We start from the raw sequence: 17,615 nt of genomic DNA, 5'->3' as shown, positions 1-17,615 counted from the left end.
CGGTCTGGGCCGGGTTCCGAACCACAGGTGTCCATGACACACCCTCGGGAGGGAACCCCATGTCCATCCACCGCACCGTCCTCACCTCCGCCGCCGGCCTCGCGGCCGCGGCGCTCGCCGCCGCCACGTTCGCGGGCCCGGCTCCGGCCCAGGCCGCGGCCGCCAAGCCGACGAGCATCGCCCAGGTCCTCGCGGCCGACGGCCACCGTTTCGACCGGAACTGGAGCGACTTCGACATCCTCGACGCCGCCGTCGGCGCAGTCCTGGAGGCCAAGCCCGACAGCCCGGTCGGCGTCCTGGCGAAGGGGAGGACGAAGCTCACGGCCTTCGCGCCCACCGACCGCGCGTTCCGGAAGCTGGCCCACACGCTGACGAAGTCGTGGCCGAAGACCGAGAAGGCGACCTTCAACGCGATCGCGAAGGCGGCCGGGATCGACACCGTCGAGCAGGTGCTGCTCTACCACGTGGTGCCGGGACGGACGCTGACCGCGGCGAAGGTCGTCAAGGCCGACGGCAGCAAGCTCGCGACGGCCCAGGGCGGCACGATCACCGTCCACGTCGGCAGCAAGCAGGTCACCCTCGGCGACGCCGACCCGGACCGGCCGAACCCGCGCGTGATCGCGACCGACATCAACAAGGGCAACCCGCAGATCGCCCACGCGATCGACCGGGTGCTGCTGCCGATCGACCTCTGAGCGTCACCGGCGACCCGCGTCACCGAGCAGCACCAGCTGCCGGGTGGCGCGGGTCATCGCGACGTAGCGGTCGACCGCGCTCCACGACTCGGGGTCCACGAGCACCACGAGGTCGAACTCGAGCCCCTTCGCGAGCTCCGGGGTCAGCGAACGGACCCGCTCGGTGTCGGCGAGTGTCGGGTCGCCGATGACGCAGGCCGTCCCCTCGGTGTGCTGCGCGAGGACCCGGGCGAGCTCGTCGTACGACCCGTGCACGACCGGCAGGCCGCTGGTGCGGATGGAGGTCGGCACGTTCGCGTCCGGCAGGGCGGCCCTGATGACCGGCTCGGCCTCGGACATCACCTCCTCGGGCGTGCGGTAGTTGATGGTGAGCGACGACTCCCGGATCTCGTCGAACCCGATCCGCTCGAGCCGCTCGCGCCACGACTCCGGGAACCCGCGCCGGGCCTGGGCGCGATCGCCCACGACCGTGAAGCTCCGCGACGGGCAGCGCAGGAGCAGCATCTGCCACTCCGCGTCGGTCAGCTCCTGCGCCTCGTCCACGACGACGTGCGCGAACGGTCCGGCCAGCAGGTCCGGGTCGAGGGCCTGGGTGCCCTCGTCGGCCAGGACGGCGCTCAGGTCCTGCCCGCGCAGCATCCGCATCACCATCATCTCGGAGTCGTCGGTCTCGATCAGGTGGTCGACGACGGCGTCCATCTCCTCGCGCCGGGCGGCGACGGCGGCCTCCTGTCGACGCCGCCGCCGCGACGCCTCCGGGTCACCGAGACGCTGCCGGGCCGCGTCCAGGATCGGCAGGTCGGCCACCGTCCACGCCTGCGGGTCGCTGCGCTGCAGCCGCCGTACGTCGTCGGCGTCGAGCCAGGGCGCGCACCGGCGCAGGTACGCCGGGACCGACCACAGGTCGCCCACGAGGTCGGCCGCGTCGATGCGCGGCCACGCCCCGCCGAACGCGTCGACGAGCGCCTCGTCCTGCGCCAGCGCCCTTCTCAGCTGCTGGGGCGGGACGTCGGCCTCGCACTTGTCCACCAGGATCGCGACGAGCGCGTCCCAGACCTCGTCGCGCGCCTCGTTGTGCGGCGTCCCGGGGTCGGCGGCCGCGAACGCCTCGGCCCAGTCGTCGGCACCGAGCCAGATGTCGGCGTACGGCGTCTCGACCAACATGCCCTGCGTGGGCGGCTCCTCGTAGAACCGGACCGCAGGCTCGACCGCCGCGACCACGGCCGCGGACGCCTTCAGCCGCGCCACGTCCGGGTCGGTCTCGGCCACGGCGGCCTCGCCCTCGGGCAGCAGGTCGCGCAACGTGCAGGTCTGCACACCCTCCTCGCCGAGGCTCGGCAGCACGTCGGCGACGTAGCGGAGGTAGGGCCGGTGCGGGCCGACGAACAGCACGCCGCCGCGACCGGCGCCGAGCCGCGGGTCGGCGTAGAGGAGGTACGCCGACCGGTGCAGGGCGACCACGGTCTTGCCGGTGCCCGGGCCCCCGTCCACGACCAGGGCGCCGCGCGAGCTCGCGCGGATGATCGCGTCCTGGTCGGCCTGGATGGTGCCGAGCACGTCGCGCATCCGCGGCTCCCGGCTGCTCCCGAGGCTGGCGATGAACGCCGAGTCGTCGTCGAGCGCGACGTCGCTGTCGAGTGCGCCGGGGGTGAGCACCTCGTCCCAGTAGTCGGTGACCCGGCCGCCGGTCCAGCGGTACCGGCGGCGGCTCGCCAGGCCCATCGGGTCGGCCGGGGTCGCGGCGAAGAACGGCTCGGCCGCGGGCGAGCGCCAGTCGACCAGCAGCCGGCGGCCGGTGCGGTCGGTGAGCCCGAGGCGCCCGACGTACACGGGCTCCGGGCCGTCCGCCCACACCATCCGGCCCAGGCAGAGGTCCAGGCTGAACCGGCGCAGCGTCCGCAGCCGCGTCGTCAGCCGGTGCACCTCCTGGTCGCGCTCCAGCGCCTGCTGCCACTTCCCGCCGGGCGCCCGGCGTTCGGCGTCGAGGCGCTCGGTCAGGTCGGCGATCGAGTGCTCGAGGCTCGCCGCCATCGCGGCGAAGTGCAGCTCGTCGGTGGTGACGAGCGCCGGGGCGGCCTTGGCGGGGTGGGCATCGAGTGCGAAGGCGGTCACGACGGCCCATGGTGAGGCCGGACGGGGGCCTTGCCGCAAGGCCCCCACTCCGCTATACGTTGTAGATGCCGGGGAAGGTGCCCGGAAGGGGGTCCTCCCCCACGAGTCCGTCGACGGACTCCCGGATCAGGTCGGCATGGCCGACGTGCCGGCCGTACTCCTCGATCAGGTCGAAGACCAGGCGCCGCACGCTCGGGTGGTTGCCCTCGTCGTCGGAGACGTCCGCCGCACCGTCGAGGCCGCCGTCGGCGACCGCCTCGGCGAGCAGCGCCCGGCCCTTCGCCACCGACTCCACGTAGAGCCGCTCCAGCGACTCGGCGGTGTCGTCGTCCTCGACCCGGAAGTGCCAGTCCTCGTCGTCCCAGTCGGCCTGGTCGAAGGGCGCGAACGGGGCGCGCCCGTGCAGCTTCCACGAGAGGGTGATCGCCTCGACCACCGCGAGGTGCTTGAGCAGCCCGCCGAGGGTGAGGGTCGAGCGGCCGAGGGTCGTCCTGAGGCCCGCGTCGTCGAGGCCGCCGCACTTCCACAGCAGGTAGCCGCGCAGCCGGTCCAGCGAGCCGACCAGCGCCTCGACCTCGGTGCCGGCGAGCGGTGGTTCCTGTCCGATCTTGATCTCCATGTGCGCGACACTAGGACCATTCCCGGACGATCCACTTCCCCGACGGCCCGAGCACTTCTCGCGCTCGAGCTGATCCAGGCGCGCCCCGGCATCACAGCCGACGACCTCGGCGCGGGCCTCGGCGTCACCGGGCGCGCGGCCCGGCGGTACGTCGCGATCCTCCGCGAGGCCGACCTGCCGATCGAGTCGGCCAGCGGGCCGTACGGCGGCTACCGCGTCGGCCGCGGGCTCCGGCTGCCGCCGCTCATGTTCACCGCCGCCGAGGCGACCGGGCTGGTGATGGCCACCCTCGAGGGGCACCGCGGCGCCGCGGACCCGGCCGACGTGGTGGGCGGCGCGCTCGCGAAGATCCTGCGGGTGCTGCCGGACCGGGTGGCGCCGCCCAGGCCCGAGCCGACCGGCGCCGGCGACGTCGCCTCGGCCGAGCACCTGGACCGGCTGCTCGCGGCCTGCGAGTCCGGCCGGCTGCTGCGCGTGTCGTACCGGATCGGCGAGCGCACCTCGGAGATGCACGTCGAGCCGTGGGCGGTGGTGCTGCGGCACGGCCACTGGTACCTGCTCTGCTGGTCGCGCAGCCGCGACGCCCAGCGGGTGCTGCGGGTCGATCGCATCGCGGGGGTGCAGTCGCTGCCCGAGACGTTCCCGCCGCCGGAGGGGCTGGACGCGATGGCGGTCGTCGAGGCGCACTTCTCCCAGGGGTGGCGGTACGCCGTCGAGGTGCTCGTCGACGCTCCCCCGGTCTGGGTCCGGCGCTGGGTGTCGCCTAGCCTCGCGCGGCTCGAGGAGGCCGAGGGCGACCGGACCCGGATGGTCGCCACGACCGAGGACCCGGACTGGTACGCGCGGCAGCTCGCCGCGATCCCGGTGACCTTCCGCGTCGTCGACGCGCCCGAGCTGTCCGCTGCCGTCGAGGAGCTCGGCCGGCGACTCTCGGCGGCGTCGGGTCCTGGCTGACTAGAGACCCTGCCAGTCGGGCTTCTCGGCCCAGATCTCGCGGTAGTACGCCGATCGCTCGAGCCCGGAGGCCGCCGCCTCGTCGAGCAGCACCGTCGCGTGCGGGTGCAGCTGGAGCACCGACGCCGGACAGCTCGCCGAGAGCGGACCCTCCACCGCAGCCGCGACGGCCTCCGCCTTGGCCTCGCCGGCGGCGAGGAGCAGCAGGTGCCGGGCGCGGAGGATGGTGCCGAGTCCCTGCGTCAGCACGTGCCGCGGCACCGCCTCCACCGAGTCGAAGAACCGCGCGTTGTCACGGCGGGTGCGCTCGGTGAGCGTCTTGATCCGCGTCGACGACCCGAGCGAGGACCCGGGCTCGTTGAACGCGAGATGCCCGTCGCCGCCGATCCCGAGCACCTGGAGGTCGACGCCACCGGCGGCGCGGATCGCCTCCTCGTAGCGGGCTCCCGCTCGCCGCAGGTCGGACGGGTCCGGGCTGCTGACCCGGTCGCGGTCGATCCCGAGCGCATCGGTGAGCTCGCGGAGGATCGTCTCCCGGTAGGTCTGCGGGTGGCCCGCGGGCAGCCCGACGTACTCGTCCAGCAGGAAGCAGCGCACCTCGCCGTACGACGGACCGGTCCCGGCGCGGTGCCGCCGGACCAGCTCCCGGTACGCCGGGAGCGGGCTGGAGCCGGTCGCCAGGCCGAGGACAGCAGCGGCGTTGCGGCGGACGAGCGCCTCGATCGCGTCGGCGGCGAGCGTTGCGGCGTCGGAGGTGATCACGACCTCCATCAGCCGAGCTCCAGCTCGACGGTCTCCTCGCGCGGCGGGAGGCCGAGCAGCCGCAGCGGGGTGCTCGTCGCGGTGGCGACCGCCTCCTCGCGCGAGCAGCCGGTCTGCGCGACCAGCAGCCGCAGGCAGTCGGCGAGGGAGGCGGCCGAGCCGGCGAGGGTGCCGTCCACGAGCCGCACGGTACCGCCGGAGACGACGACGTCCTGGTCGCCGAGCCGGGCCGGACCGTCGGGGAGGCCGAGCGCCGCGGTGGTGTCGGACACCGACAGGAACCGGTCCGGGCCGAGCGCACGCCACGCCGTCCGCACGAACAGCGGGTCCAGGTGGTGGCCGTCCACGATCAGCCCGGCGACCAGGTCGCTGCCGCCGAACGCCGCGCCGACCGGGCCGGGCTCGCGGGGCAGCAGGGGCGGCATCGCGTTGCCGAGGTGGGTGACGACACGGGCGCCGGCCTCGACGGCGGACGCGACCTCCGCGGCGGTCGCGTCCGTGTGACCGACCGAGACGAGCACGCCGTTCGAGGTCAGCCGCTCGACGACCTCGAGCGCGCCGGGGAGCTCGGGCGCGATCGTCGCCAGCACCACCCCGGCCTCGCGGGACCAGCCGTCGACGAGGTCGAGGGACGGCGGCCGCAGCCAGTGCGCGGGGTGCGCCCCCTTCCGCGCCGGCGCGAGCATCGGCCCCTCGAAGTGCAGACCGAGCGGCTCGGCCCCGGACCAGCCGGCGGGCGGGCCCGCGCGGAACGTCGCGAGCGCGGTCGTCCGCGCCGCGGGGTCGGCGGTGATGACGGTCGCCACGAACGCCACCACGCCGTACGCCGGCAGGGCGGCCGCCACCTCCCAGAGGCGGTGCGGCTCGGCGGTCAGGTCGATGCCGGCCGCGCCGTTGACCTGCAGGTCGACCAGGCCCGGGACCTTCATCGGCTCCCCCTCATCGGCTCCCCCTCATCGGCCCAGCAGCGCGGCACCGACGGCGGCCACGGGGTAGTTGGCGGGCACCACCCGGAGCCGGCCGGCCAGGTCGAGCGAGGCAAGGAACGGCGAGGACGCGGCCTGGTCGAGCAGGGCGCCGGCGACCGCGACGCGGAGCTGCTCGCCGAGCTGCGCGACACCGCCGCCGAGGACGACGGTGCGCGGGTCGACGGCGAGCGCGAGCACCCGGATCGCCGAGGCGACGCCGGCCGCGAACTCGTCGCGCAGCGCGATCGCCTTCGGGTCGCCGGACTGCGCGGCGCCGAACAGCGCCTGGGCGGGCGCGACGTGGCCCGCCGACGGCCAGGCGGTGGCGAGGGCCGAGCCGGATGCGATCGTCTCCAGGCAGCCGCGCTGGCCGCACTCGCAGACGATGCCGTTCGGGTCCACCGGGATGTGCCCGACCTCGCCCGCGGCCCCGTGGTCACCGCGCCGGAGCCGGCCCTCCAGCACCAGGCCGGCCGCGAGGCCGGTCCCGATGCTGACGTAGACGAGGTCGTCCTCGCCGCTCATGGCGACGGCGCCGAGGGTGGCGACGTTGACGTCGTTCTCGACGACGACCCGGACACCGAGCCGGTCGGCGAGCTGCGCGCCGAGCTCGAACCAGTCGCCGTCCAGGCCGAGGTTCACCGCGTGCTTCACCGCGCCGCGCTCGTGGTCCACGAGGCCGGGGATGCCGACGCCGACCGGGCCCGTCAGCGGCTGGCCGGTCGCGGCGCGGAGGGCGTCCACGACGCGCGCCGCCGTACGGACGACTCCCTCGGTGCCGGGCTCGGTGGCCTCGCGCACCTCGGCGAGGATCTCGCCCGCGTCGTCGATCACGACCCCGAGGGTCTTGGTGGCCCCGATGTCCAGGCCGACGTTCACCGCTCCCACCCCGCCTTCCTCAGCAGCTCCTCGACCACGACTGCCCCCGGCCGGGAGTACCCACGCGTGCAGATCCTCGGCGGCCCGCCGTCGTACGGACCGGGCCAGCCCCACTCCACCACGACCGCGGCACCGGTGACGTCGATCTCGGGACGCCGGTGCGCGTCGCGCACCTGGAGGACCACCGAGCGGTCGACCGCCACGTGCTGCCCCGGGCGTACGACGCGGTCCGGGGCCAGCCCCCACGGCACCTCCCCGACAGCGATGTTCGCGGCGGTCGCGACGCTCACGACCTCCGCGCCGCGCAGGTCGGGCAGCTCCCCCTCCACCGTCGTCGCAGCCCGCGCTCCGACCAGCTGGGCAGCAATGTCGAGGCGCCCGGGGGTCCCGGCACCCCGCGGCATCCGGGCGATCCGGTCGACGGCGTCGCGCAGCCGCGCCTCGTGCAGCCGGCCGGTGCGCACGGCGGCCGCGATCGCGGCCTGGATCTCGCGGACCAGCCCGGTGTCCTTGTCGGCGCCGATGCACAGCAGGTCGGCGCCCGCCAGCAGCGACAGCACCGCGGCCTCGGGGATGCCGCGCCCGGCGCACGCGCCGGCCATGTCGAGGGCGTCGCTCACGATCACGCCGTCGTACCGCATCCGCTCACGCAGCAGGCCGAGGACCGGCGCGCTCAGGGTCGCGGGCAGCACCGGGTCGACGGCGGGTACGACGATGTGCGAGGTCATCACGGACGCGATGCCGCAGCGGACCGCCGCCGCGAACGGCACCAGCTCGCGGGCTTCGAGCACCGCCAGCGGCACGTCCACCGTCGGCAGCTCGAGGTGGCTGTCCTGGGCGGTGTCGCCGTGGCCGGGGAAGTGCTTCGCACAGGCCGCGACGCCGGCGGCCTGGAGTCCCTCGACCCAGGCGACGACGTGCGCGGCGGCGTCGGCCGGGTCCGCTCCGAAGCTGCGGGTGCCGATCACCGGGTTCGCGGGATCGGTGTTGACGTCGGCGACCGGACCGAGGTCGAGGTCGATGCCGGCGGCCGCGAGCTCGGTGCCGATGGCGTGGCCGGTGGCGCGCGTCAGCGCCAGGTCGTCCGCGGCGCCGAGGGCGGCCGGGCCGAGCACCGGGCTGCCGGTCGTCGCGTGCAGCCGGGTGACGTCCCCGCCCTCCTCGTCGACGGCGACGACGGCGTCCGGAGCGATCGCGCGGATCGCGGCGGTGAGGTCGGCGACCGCCGCGGGACCGTCGGCGGTGTTGCTGCCGAACAGGCACGCACCGCCGAGGCCCTCGCCGAAAAGATCGGCCCAGTCGGCGGGCAGCGTCGTACCCGGGAAGCCGGGGAGCAGCACCTGCAGGGCGAGGCGGTCGAGGCTCATCCCTTCACCGCCCCGGTCGTCAGGCCCGCCACCATCCGGCCCTGGACGACGAGGAAGAACACGACGACCGGGATCGCGATCAGGGTGGAGCCGGCCATGATGCCGCCCCAGTCGGTGCCGCGGTTGACGTCGGTGAAGGTGCTCAGCCAGAGCGGGAGGGTACGCCGGTCCTCGCGGGTCATCACGACCAGAGCGAGGGTGAACTCGTTCCAGGCCTGGATGAACCCGAAGACGCCGGTCGCGACGAGGCCGGGCGCGAGCAGCGGGAACGTCACCCGGAAGAACGCCTGCACCCTCGAGCAGCCGTCCATCATCGCGGCCTCCTCGAGCTCGTACGGGACACCGGAGACGAAGCCGCGCAGGGTCCAGACCGTGAACGGCAGCACGGCGGCGACGTACACGATCGACAGGCCGACCACGGTGTTCAGCAGGTTGACGCCTTCGAGCATCTTGTACTGGGAGATGAAGAGCCCCTCGACGGGGATCATCTGGATCACCAGCAGCGCGACCACGAACGACTTCATCCCGCGGAACCGGAACCGGGACACCGCGACGGCCGCGACGAACGCGAACGCCAGCGCGACCACGATGGTGAGCACGGTGACCATCAGGCTGATCTTGAGGGCGTTGAGGAACTGGTCGCCCTCGAAGACGGTCCGGTAGTTGTCGAGCGTGCCGCCGAGGGGCAGCCAGGTCGGGTCGGGGTTGCGGATCCTGTTCCGCGGCAGGAACGAGCTGTTGACCATCCAGTAGACCGGGAACGCGCAGAGCAGGAACGCGACCACACCGGCGAGGTTCGCGGTGACCTTGAGGGACCGGCGGACAGGGCGCGGCATGTCAGTCCTCCTCCTTCTTGAGCATCGCGCGGACGTAGGGGCCGGTCAGGATCACGGTGAGGACCAGCATGAAGATGGCGACCGCGGAGGCCACGCCGAACTTCCCGCCGCCGATGCCGAGCCGGTAGATGTAGGTGCCGAGCAGGTTCGTGTCGTGGGTGGAGCCGCCGGCCTGCTGGAGCACGTAGATCTGGGTGAAGACGCGCAGGTCCCAGATCACCTGGAGCAGCGCGACCACGAGCAGCACGTCGCGGATGCTCGGCAGCACGATGTGGCGCAGCCGCTCGACGGGGCCGGCGCCGTCGATCTCGGCGGCCTCGACCAGGTCCTCGGGCACCTGGGTGAGCGCGGCGTACACGGTGAACGCCACGAACGGCACGCTCATCCAGACCACGATCACCGTGGCGACGAAGAAGAACGAGAGCGGCTGCAGCAGCCACGAGTGGCCCTCGTAGTCCATCCCGATCCTGGTCAGCGACCAGTTGACGATGCCGTACTGGGTGTCGAAGAGCCACTGCCACACGGTCAGCGACGCGACCACCGGCATCGCCCAGGCGAGCAGCAGCGCGCTCTGCACCGCGATCCGGACCGGCTTCGACATGTGTCGCATCAAGAGCGCCAGGCCGACGCCGAGCACCAGGGTGGCGACCGCGTTCACGAGGCAGAACACCAGCGAGCGCAGGGTGACCCGCCACAGGTACTCGTCGGTGACGAGCTCCCGGTAGTTGTCGAGGCCGATCCACTCCGGCGGGCGGCCGAACTGCTGGGCCAGCCCGTAGTCCTGGAACGAGAGCAGCACCTGGCGGACCAGGGGGTAGCCCAGCGCGAAGCCGAGGGCGAGGACGGCGGGCAGGACCAGGAGGTACGGCAGCGCCGTACGGCGGGGGCGGGGCGCGGTCTCGCTCACGGTTCCTCCTTCCTGGACCTCTCAGGGGCGAGTCTCGGGCATGGCACGGCCGGGGCGGCGGCTTGCACCGCCCCGGCCGGGCTCGCGTCGCTGCGCAGCGCCGCTAGCCGTTGAGCTGCGAGTTCATCTGCTCGTCGGCCGCGGCCGCGAGCTCCTTGACGTCGCCGCCCTGGGCGATCTTGCTGAACAGGTCCTCGAGCACCCGCGAGCCCTCGACGTTCGCCCAGCCCGGCGCCGCCGGGGTGAGCTTGGCGTTCGACGCCGCCGCGATCGTGGCCTGCGCGAACATGTCGTCGCCCAGGAGCGAGGCGAGCGAGCTCTTGGCCGGGGTGAGGCCGTTCTTCGCGAGGATCGTCTGGTAGTCGTCGCTGAGCATCAGGGCGACCGCCTTCTGGGCGAGCTCCTGGTTCTGCGACTTCGCGGCGATCGCGATGTCGGAGCCGCCGAGCAGCACCGGCGCGGGCTGGCCGTCGGAGCCCGGAAGGGCGAAGACGCCGACCTTCTTGGCGAGGTCCGGGCAGCCGGTCTTCGGGTCGTTGAGCAGGCCCATCACCCAGCCAGGGGTGGACATCATGCCGGTCTCGCCGGCGCAGAACGGCGTCCACGGGTCGGCCTCGTTGCCGTCCTTGGCCGCGCCCGACGCCTGCTCGAAGAGCTTCTGCGCGGTCTCGAGGCCCGCGATCGAGGCGTCGTCCCCGAGGGCGCCGCTCCACTCGCCGCCGTCGTCCGTGGCCAGGTCACCGCCGGCGTCCCAGATGAACGCGGCCCCGTTGCGCCAGTCCTGGCCCGGGAACCAGAAGCCGGAGAAGTTGGCCGGGTCGGGGTTGGCGTCCTTCAGCTTGATCGCGTCGTCGACGAACTCGTCCATCGTCGTCGGCACGTCGGTGATGCCGGCCTTCTCGAACAGGTCGGTGCGGTAGAAGATGTACTTCGAGCCGGCGTAGTAGGGGACGGCGTACGTGTTGCCGTCCACGGTCGCGCCGTCGACGAAGCCCTGGAGCAGGTCGTTACCGCCGAGCGAGTCGAGCTGGTCGGTGAGGTCCGAGAACGCGCCCGCCGAGGTGAACGTGGGCGCCTGCGTGTTGCCGATCTCGACCACGTCCGGCGTCTCCGACTCGCTGGACAGGGCCGTGGTCAGCTTCTCGACGAGGCCGTCCCACTCCTGCTCCTCGATGGTGAGGGTGGAGCCAGGGTTCTGCTCCTCGAAGGCCTTCTTCAACCACTGCCGGGCCTCGTCCGGCGTGTCGGTGCCGTTGAGCCAGACCCGGATGTCGGCGGCCTGGGGGGCGGAGTCGCCCGACGAGCCTTCTCCGTCGCTGCTGTCGCTGCCGCAGGCAGCGAGGGCGGTGAGGGCCAGACCGGCCAGCGCAGCACCCGCAAGTGTCTTCTTGATACGCACCGCAGTGTTCCTCTCTTGCGAACTTCTCTGTTGGGGTCGGCCCGAGACGGGACTTTCAGGAGACGCCGAGCTGTCCGGAGAGGACGAGGACGGCGGCGCCGACGAGGACGACGTCCTCGCCGAGGGTGGAGGCCCGGACGACCAGGCCCTCGGAGCTCACGGGCATGGTCCGGGAGCGGATGCTGCGGTCGACGGCCTCACGGAGAGGTCCGTCCAGCAGCTCCTGCGGGCCGCTCAGCACGAGCTCCTGCAGGTTCAGGGTGCCGACCACCGGGGCCAGCGCGGCGCCGAGCTGCTCGCCGACGCGGGTGAGCACCTCCTCGGCGTCCTCACTCTCGGCGAGCCGGCGGCGCAGCCGCGGCACGGCGAGGATGGTCTCCAGGCAGCCGGTCCGGGAGCAGGCGCACAGCTCGCCGTCGGGGTCGACGACGACGTGGCCGATCTCGCCTGCGGCGCCGCGGTGGCCGTGCAGCAACGAGCCCTCGAGCACCAGGCCGGCGCCGACACCGGTGCCGACCCGCAGCACCATCAGGCCACCGGTCCCGGTCTCGCCGAACGTGTGCTCGCCGAGCACGGCGGTGTTCGCGTCGTTCGCGACGAACACCGGGAGGTCGAAGGCCCGGGCCAGGCTCGCCGAGAGCGGGGTGTCGGCCCAGACCAGGTTCGGGGCGTCGATGACCGTGCCGGTGGCGTCCACGACACCCGGACTGCCCACGCCGATGCCGAGCACCGGGCGGTCGGTCAACGCGATCAGGTCGGCGGCGAGCCGGTGCACCTTGTCCACGGCGGCCTGGCCCGACGCGCCGTCGATCGTCACCTCGGCCCGGGCCTGCACCTGGCCGAGGAGGTTGATGACCGCGCCGGTCATCCGGTCGTCGTTGGAGAGGTCGATGCCGACGATGTGCGTCGAGTCGGCGGCCAGTCCGACCAGCATCGGCGGCTTGCCGACCCGGCTCCCGGCCGGTGCGCCGAGCTCCTCGACCAGGCCGTCGGCCATCAGCTCACCGATCAGGTCGGAGGTCGTGACCCGGGTCAGCCCGGTGCTCCGGGCCAGGTCCGCCCGGCTCGCCGGCCCCTCCCGGAAGAGCTGCTGGAGCAGCAGCGACCGGTGGTGCCGTCGGGTGTCCTCCTGGAGGAGCTTCCCGCGCGGCCGGAGCGGCCGGCCCACCGGTGAGATCGTCGTCACGTTTGTTAGTTCAGCGCACTTACATATTCCCCGTCAAGAGGTCGCGCGACATTCGATCCGTTGAGTCGGGAGTTCTGACTCGACCCTCAGGGGACCAGCGCGGGATCGGTGGGGAGCGACAGGGTGAGGATCGCGTCCTCGATGAGCTGGTCCAGCTCGATGTCGGCCTCGACCTGGTGCAGGCGTACGGCGAGGTGCGGCTCGGGGTCGTCGCCGGTGAGGTCGACCGCGGCGACGACGAAGAGCCGCTGCGGGCCGACGTACTCGACGTGGAGATAGGTGATCCGCTCGATCGCCGGGTGCTCGAGCAGGTTGGCGATCACCCGGGACCGCATCTCGGGGGTGAGCCCCTCGCCCAGCAGGTAGTCCATGTTCCGGCGCATCAGGAAGACCGCGACGAACGCGAGCAGCACCCCGACCGCGATCGAGCCGACCGCGTCCCAGACCGGGTTCCCCGTGAGCTGGTGGAGCGCGATCCCGCCGCCGGCGAGCAGGATGCCGAGCAACGCGGAGAAGTCCTCGAAGAACACCGCGCGCAACGTCGAGTTGGAGGTCCGGGCCACGAAGCGCAGCGGGTGCAGGCCGAACCGCTCGGCGGCACCATGCACCTGCCGGGTGGCCTGGAGGAACGAGATGCCCTCGAGCACGAACGCGATGCCGAGCACCACGTAGTTCACGAGGAAGCTGGCCTCGGTGGAGTCGGCGGCGAGCTCGCTGATGCCGTGCCAGACCGACACGACCGCACCCGCCGTGAACAGGCCGAACGCCGCGACCAGCGACCAGATGTACGTCGAGCGGCCGTAGCCGCGCGGGTGCTCCTCGTCGCGGGGCCGCCCGCCCCGCTGCTCGGCGACGAGGAGGAACACCTCGTTGCCGGTGTCGGCCCACGAGTGCGCGGCCTCGGCCACCATCGAGGCGGAGCCGGTGAGGGCCGCGGCGACGGACTTCGCGAGCGCGAGCAGCCCGTTCGCGACCAGGGCGACGACGACGGTCAGCAGCGACTGGTCGTCGGCGGGCTCGCGCGGGAGCGAGGAGGTGGCGGACATGGGTGCCCCGTACCCACGCTGCGGGCTCCCGCACCTCGCACGTACGGTCGTGGCATGCGCCGGCTCCTCGTCCTCCCCGTGCTGGTCGCGGCGCTGACGGCCTGCAGCGGCAGCGACGGCGGCGACCGGCCGGTGGCGGCGCCCGCGCGGACGACCGGGTCACCGGCCCAGGCGCCGACGAGGTACGACCAGTACGTTGCCCTGGGCGACTCGTACACGGCCGCGCCGCTCGTGCCGCCGACGGACACCAGCACCATCTGCCTGCGCTCGGGCGTGAACTACCCGGCCCTGGTCGCGCAGGCGATGCCGGGCACCGCGCTGACCGACGTGAGCTGCAGCGGCGCGAGCACCCGGAACACGTTCAGCCCGCAGGTCGGCCGCACCGGATCGGTGCCGCCGCAGTTCGATGCCCTCCGGCGCACGACGGACCTGGTCACCATCGGGCTCGGCGGGAACGACGGCCAGCTGTTCGGCGGGGTCCTCGGCCGGTGCATGCAGATCGCGCGCACCGATCCGAGCGGCGACCCGTGCACGCGGTCGTTCCGGCGGGACGACCCGGACCTCCTGCACACGACGTTCGCCGGGATCGAGCGGCACATCGCCGACGTCGTCCGCGGCGTGCGCGAGCGCTCACCGCACGCCCGCATCCTGGTGGTCGGCTACCCGCAGATCATCCCGGAGACCGGCACCTGCGACCTGCTGCCGCTGGCCGACGGCGACTACCCGTTCGCCCGCAGCATCAACGAGGGCCTCGACCGGGCGGTCCGGCGCGGCGCGGTGCAGGGCGATGCCGAGTACGTCGACCTCTGGCACCTCACCGCCGGTCACGACATCTGCGCCGACGACCCGTGGATCAACGGCCGGGTGACGAGCGCCGAGACGGCGCTGGCCTACCACCCGCTCGCGGTCGAGCAGGAGCAGGCCGCGCAGGCGATCCTGGACCAGCTCAGCTGAGCGTGTCGTGGACCGGCACGCCGGCCACGACCGTGTACGCCGACGCCATCGCGCGCAGCGCCGTACCCACCGACGCGGTGTCGCCCTCGAGGGCCAGCGGGTTGCGGTCGAGCAGCACCAGGTCGCCGCGGGACCCCGGCTGCGCCATCGGCTGCCCGTCGACGGACGCGGCCAGCGCCTCGCGCACGGTCAGCGCCTGCTCGCCGTGCCACGGGTCGCGGTCGTCGGCGGTGCGGTGCACGGCGGCCGCCATGGCCAGCCACGGATCGAGCGGCGACACCGGCGCGTCCGAGCCCAGCGCCAGGTCCACCCCGTCGTCGAGCATCCACCGGAACGCGAAGCACCGCTCCGACCGCTCGCCCCAGACCCGCTCGGTCAGGTCGCGGTCGTCGAGCAGGTGCGCGGGCTGCACGCTCGCCCGCACCCCGAGCGCGGCCATCCGGCGCACGTCGTCCCGCCGGGCCATCTGCACGTGCTCGACCGAGCCACCGGCGCCGGTCTCCGCGAACGCCGCGAGCGCCTCCCCCACCGCCGCGTCGCCGATGGCGTGGCAGGCGACCTCGAGGCCGCTCGTGCGGGCGCGGGCGAACAGCTCCCGGAGCTCGGTGCCGTCGAGGTTCGGCTGGCCGGCGGGGTGCTCCAGCTTGTGCGCGTCGCCGTACGGCTCGCAGCACCAGGCCGTCCGGGTGTTGAGCGACCCGTCGCTGATGATCTTGAGCGGTCCCATCGTCAGCCGCGGGTCGCAGGCCAGCGGGTCGCCGGTGCGCAGGCCCGCGGCGATCACGTCGTCGAGGGTGTCGGCGTACGTCGCCCAGCGGATCCGCAGGCTGTCGCAGCCCTGCGTCCAGCGCTCGGCCCACTCCTCGCGGCTCGCGCCGAACTCGAAGTCGACCATGCCGGTGATGCCCTGCGCGGCGGCGTCGTCGAGCATCCGGCGGTACGCCTCCGGCGACGTGCCGTCGTTGCCGACCAGCGTGACCAGCCGCGGGTACGCCGCGAACCACTCCGTCTCGCGGACCACGGAGTCGCGGACCGGCATCGCGAAGTGCATCAGCGCCCGGGTGTTCAGCCACGCGTGGTGAGCGTCACCGCTGATCAGCACGACCGCGGTGTCGCCGGACGCAGCGTCCAGCTCGGCCACGGTCGCCTCGCGGTCCCAGCCGCCGGAGCGGTGCCCCCAGCCGACGACCGGGAGATCGGGGTACGACGCGATCCGCTCGGCCACCGCGCGCGTGACGTCCTCGGGCGAACGGGCGCCGGCGAGGTCGAGGCGCTGGGAGGCGAGCGTCCACTGGGCCAGGTGCGTGTGCTGGTCCCAGAGGCCCGGGATCAGCCAGCGGCCCGCGGCGTCCACCTCGGCGACACCCGCCGGGCGCTCGAGGCCCGCGCCGACCGCCGTGACCTCGCCCTGCTCGACGAGCACGTCGACGGGTCGGTCGGGTGCGCGGTCGCCGTCACGGAGCGGGACCAGCCGGGCGCTGCGGATGAGGTGGCTAGACACGATGGGCACGCTAGTGGGACGCCGGTTTACCCCAGCGCCGCCCCCGGGCATGATCGGCCGCGGAGGGTGAGAAGCAGAGAGGCGGACCATGGCTGACTCGTTCTACGACGCATTCACTCCGGAGGAGATCGCGCGGATCAGTGCGGCCGGCACCCGCGTGCACGTCCCGGAGGGGTGGTCGCCGATCTGGGAGCGGACGCCGGCGGACAAGGCGTACCTGATCCTCGACGGCAGCGTCTCGGTGCGGCAGCACGGCTCCGAGATCGCGCAGCTCGGCCCCGGCGACATCGTCGGCGAGGCCGCGATCGTCAACCACTCGCTGCGCACCGCGTCGATCGTCGCGCTCACGCCGCTGGAGATGATCCACTTCACCGACGAGGCCGTGCGGGCGCTCTGCGAGGAGATGCCGTCGTTCAAGTCCGCACTCGAGGCGGTCGCGGTCGAACGGTTCGGGGCCAGGTAGTTGGACCTCGAGCCGCTGCTGCTGGGCGGCCGACCGACGCTCAACCGGGTGGAGGTCGCCGCGCGCGCCGGCGTACCGCTGGACCTGGCGCAGGAGCTGTGGCGGCTGCTGGGCTTCCCGCGGACCGGTGACGAGGACGTGGCGTTCACCGAGGCCGACGTCGACGCGCTTCGCCAGGCGCGCGAGCTGATGGAGCTCGGCGTGATCGGGCCGGACTCCCAGTCGGCGCTGGTGCGGACCTGGGGGCGGAGCTACGCCCGGCTCGCGGAGTGGCAGGCGTCGCTGCTCGCCGCCATCGACCCGTCCGACGAGCTCGCCCGGGAGGCGCTGCCGCGCGTCGAGGCGCTGCAGTCCTACACCTGGCGCCGGCACCTCGCGAGCGCGTCGGCGCGGGTCGCCGCCGCCGGGGAGGGCGGTACGACGAGCGCACTCGCCGTCGGCTTCGTCGACATCGTCGGCTACACCTCGCGGAGCAAGCACCTCGAGGAGCGCGAGCTCGTGGAGTGGCTCGAGCACTTCGAGGCCGCGACGACCGGGCTGGTCGTCGACTACGGCGGCCGGATCATCAAGACGATCGGCGACGAGGTGCTCTTCGTGGTCGACGGCGCAGCACCCGCTGCCGAGGTGGCGCTGCTGCTCACCGAGCGCGAGGAGCCGTTCCCGTCGGTGCGGGTCGGGCTGGCGTACGGCGACGTGGTGAGCCGGCTGGGCGACGTGTTCGGCCCCACGGTGAACATCGCGTCCCGGCTCACCGGCGTGGCCCGGCCGGGCAGCGTGCTGGTCGACCGCGGCTGCCGTGACGAGCTGGCCGCGGAGCCGGCGTACACGCTCCGCGAGATGCGGAGGACGCCGGTGAAGGGCTACGCCCGGCTGCACCCGTTCGTGCTGCGACGAGCACCTGCCGACGGTCCCGGGAAGTGAAGGCGCTCGGCCGTTGCCGACGGGGGATACGACAACGACCGAGCCC

17 protein-coding genes are annotated in these 17,615 nt (G+C 73.5%); 5 read left to right on the top strand and 12 right to left on the bottom strand.

All coding sequences use genetic code 11. The features are described from left to right. Window positions 1-59: 59 nt before the first annotated feature. Complete coding sequence (locus ACVW2K_RS04735) at window positions 60-695, top strand: fasciclin domain-containing protein (protein ID WP_457201721.1); 636 nt, start codon at window positions 60-62, stop codon at window positions 693-695. 3 nt (window positions 696-698) lie between these two features. On the opposite strand, the gene helR is transcribed toward ACVW2K_RS04735, so the two are convergent. Together helR and ACVW2K_RS04725 are read right to left on the bottom strand one after the other, a co-directional pair. Next, window positions 699-2,807 carry an RNA polymerase recycling motor ATPase HelR gene (gene helR / locus ACVW2K_RS04730; RefSeq protein ID WP_457201720.1) on the bottom strand — a complete coding sequence of 703 codons (2,109 nt, stop codon included), beginning with the start codon at window positions 2,805-2,807 and terminating at the stop codon, window positions 699-701. Between the two features lie 52 nt (window positions 2,808-2,859). Further along, on the bottom strand, window positions 2,860-3,426 hold the full coding sequence (locus tag ACVW2K_RS04725) for a mycothiol transferase (RefSeq protein WP_457201719.1): 567 nt from the start codon (window positions 3,424-3,426) through the stop codon (window positions 2,860-2,862). Between ACVW2K_RS04725 and ACVW2K_RS04720 the strand changes: the two genes are divergently transcribed. After that, window positions 3,427-4,380, top strand: a complete 954-nt coding sequence (locus tag ACVW2K_RS04720) for a helix-turn-helix transcriptional regulator (protein ID WP_457201718.1) — start codon at window positions 3,427-3,429, stop codon at window positions 4,378-4,380. Here the strand turns inward: ACVW2K_RS04720 and ACVW2K_RS04715 are convergent, their stop codons facing one another. From ACVW2K_RS04715 to ACVW2K_RS04675, 9 genes are all read right to left on the bottom strand, one after another. After that, the gene (locus ACVW2K_RS04715) at window positions 4,381-5,151 is read right to left on the bottom strand and encodes a glucosamine-6-phosphate deaminase (RefSeq protein ID WP_457201717.1); all 771 of its coding nucleotides are present in this window, start codon (window positions 5,149-5,151) and stop codon (window positions 4,381-4,383) included. Continuing rightward, window positions 5,151-6,071, bottom strand: coding sequence for an N-acetylglucosamine-6-phosphate deacetylase (locus ACVW2K_RS04710; protein WP_457201716.1), 921 nt, complete (start codon window positions 6,069-6,071; stop codon window positions 5,151-5,153). The genes ACVW2K_RS04715 and ACVW2K_RS04710 overlap by 1 nt, the downstream gene beginning before the upstream one ends. Before the next feature lie 24 nt (window positions 6,072-6,095). After that, window positions 6,096-6,998, bottom strand: a complete 903-nt coding sequence (locus ACVW2K_RS04705) for an ROK family protein (protein WP_028637996.1) — start codon at window positions 6,996-6,998, stop codon at window positions 6,096-6,098. Then, window positions 6,986-8,356 (bottom strand): glycoside hydrolase family 3 protein, encoded by a 1,371-nt coding sequence (locus tag ACVW2K_RS04700; RefSeq protein ID WP_457201715.1) that lies wholly within the window; start codon window positions 8,354-8,356, stop codon window positions 6,986-6,988. The genes ACVW2K_RS04705 and ACVW2K_RS04700 overlap by 13 nt, the downstream gene beginning before the upstream one ends. Then, complete coding sequence (locus tag ACVW2K_RS04695; RefSeq protein WP_028637995.1) at window positions 8,353-9,192, bottom strand: carbohydrate ABC transporter permease; 840 nt, start codon at window positions 9,190-9,192, stop codon at window positions 8,353-8,355. Before ACVW2K_RS04695 ends, ACVW2K_RS04700 begins: the two co-directional genes overlap by 4 nt. Before the next feature lies 1 nt (window position 9,193). Further along, window positions 9,194-10,099: a carbohydrate ABC transporter permease gene (locus ACVW2K_RS04690; RefSeq protein WP_457201714.1), complete on the bottom strand. Its 906-nt coding sequence runs from the start codon at window positions 10,097-10,099 to the stop codon at window positions 9,194-9,196. 103 nt (window positions 10,100-10,202) lie between these two features. Then, on the bottom strand, window positions 10,203-11,498 hold the full coding sequence (locus ACVW2K_RS04685) for an extracellular solute-binding protein (RefSeq protein WP_457201713.1): 1,296 nt from the start codon (window positions 11,496-11,498) through the stop codon (window positions 10,203-10,205). Window positions 11,499-11,553: 55 nt separating this feature from the next. After that, window positions 11,554-12,684 carry an ROK family transcriptional regulator gene (locus tag ACVW2K_RS04680; RefSeq protein ID WP_457201712.1) on the bottom strand — a complete coding sequence of 377 codons (1,131 nt, stop codon included), beginning with the start codon at window positions 12,682-12,684 and terminating at the stop codon, window positions 11,554-11,556. Between the two features lie 86 nt (window positions 12,685-12,770). Beyond that, window positions 12,771-13,730 carry a cation diffusion facilitator family transporter gene (locus tag ACVW2K_RS04675; protein WP_457201711.1) on the bottom strand — a complete coding sequence of 320 codons (960 nt, stop codon included), beginning with the start codon at window positions 13,728-13,730 and terminating at the stop codon, window positions 12,771-12,773. A 54-nt stretch (window positions 13,731-13,784) separates the two neighbouring features. On the opposite strand from ACVW2K_RS04675, the gene ACVW2K_RS04670 reads away from it, so the two are divergent. Next, on the top strand, window positions 13,785-14,684 hold the full coding sequence (locus ACVW2K_RS04670; RefSeq protein ID WP_457201710.1) for an SGNH/GDSL hydrolase family protein: 900 nt from the start codon (window positions 13,785-13,787) through the stop codon (window positions 14,682-14,684). On the opposite strand, the gene ACVW2K_RS04665 is transcribed toward ACVW2K_RS04670, so the two are convergent. Next, window positions 14,677-16,185, bottom strand: a complete 1,509-nt coding sequence (locus ACVW2K_RS04665) for an amidohydrolase (protein WP_457201709.1) — start codon at window positions 16,183-16,185, stop codon at window positions 14,677-14,679. The two genes, ACVW2K_RS04670 and ACVW2K_RS04665, sit on opposite strands and share 8 nt — an antisense overlap. 88 nt (window positions 16,186-16,273) lie before the next feature. Between ACVW2K_RS04665 and ACVW2K_RS04660 the strand changes: the two genes are divergently transcribed. Then, on the top strand, window positions 16,274-16,648 hold the full coding sequence (locus ACVW2K_RS04660) for a Crp/Fnr family transcriptional regulator (RefSeq protein ID WP_028637988.1): 375 nt from the start codon (window positions 16,274-16,276) through the stop codon (window positions 16,646-16,648). Next, the gene (locus tag ACVW2K_RS04655; RefSeq protein ID WP_457201708.1) at window positions 16,649-17,569 is read left to right on the top strand and encodes an adenylate/guanylate cyclase domain-containing protein; all 921 of its coding nucleotides are present in this window, start codon (window positions 16,649-16,651) and stop codon (window positions 17,567-17,569) included. Window positions 17,570-17,615: the final 46 nt, after the last annotated feature.

It is taken from the genome of Nocardioides sp. HB32 (assembly GCF_054058995.1).
This window is presented reverse-complemented; position numbering and strand designations above follow the sequence as displayed.

Coding starts and splice junctions, on each gene's coding strand:
- ACVW2K_RS04735 (WP_457201721.1), top strand. CDS start 60: ATGTCCATCCACCGCACCGTCCTCACCTCCGCCGCCGGCCTCGCGGCC.
- ACVW2K_RS04695 (WP_028637995.1), bottom strand. CDS start 9,192: ATGCCGCGCCCTGTCCGCCGGTCCCTCAAGGTCACCGCGAACCTCGCC.
- ACVW2K_RS04670 (WP_457201710.1), top strand. CDS start 13,785: ATGCGCCGGCTCCTCGTCCTCCCCGTGCTGGTCGCGGCGCTGACGGCC.
- ACVW2K_RS04660 (WP_028637988.1), top strand. CDS start 16,274: ATGGCTGACTCGTTCTACGACGCATTCACTCCGGAGGAGATCGCGCGG.
- ACVW2K_RS04715 (WP_457201717.1), bottom strand. CDS start 5,151: ATGGAGGTCGTGATCACCTCCGACGCCGCAACGCTCGCCGCCGACGCG.
- ACVW2K_RS04710 (WP_457201716.1), bottom strand. CDS start 6,071: ATGAAGGTCCCGGGCCTGGTCGACCTGCAGGTCAACGGCGCGGCCGGC.
- ACVW2K_RS04675 (WP_457201711.1), bottom strand. CDS start 13,730: ATGTCCGCCACCTCCTCGCTCCCGCGCGAGCCCGCCGACGACCAGTCG.
- ACVW2K_RS04700 (WP_457201715.1), bottom strand. CDS start 8,356: ATGAGCCTCGACCGCCTCGCCCTGCAGGTGCTGCTCCCCGGCTTCCCG.
- ACVW2K_RS04725 (WP_457201719.1), bottom strand. CDS start 3,426: ATGGAGATCAAGATCGGACAGGAACCACCGCTCGCCGGCACCGAGGTC.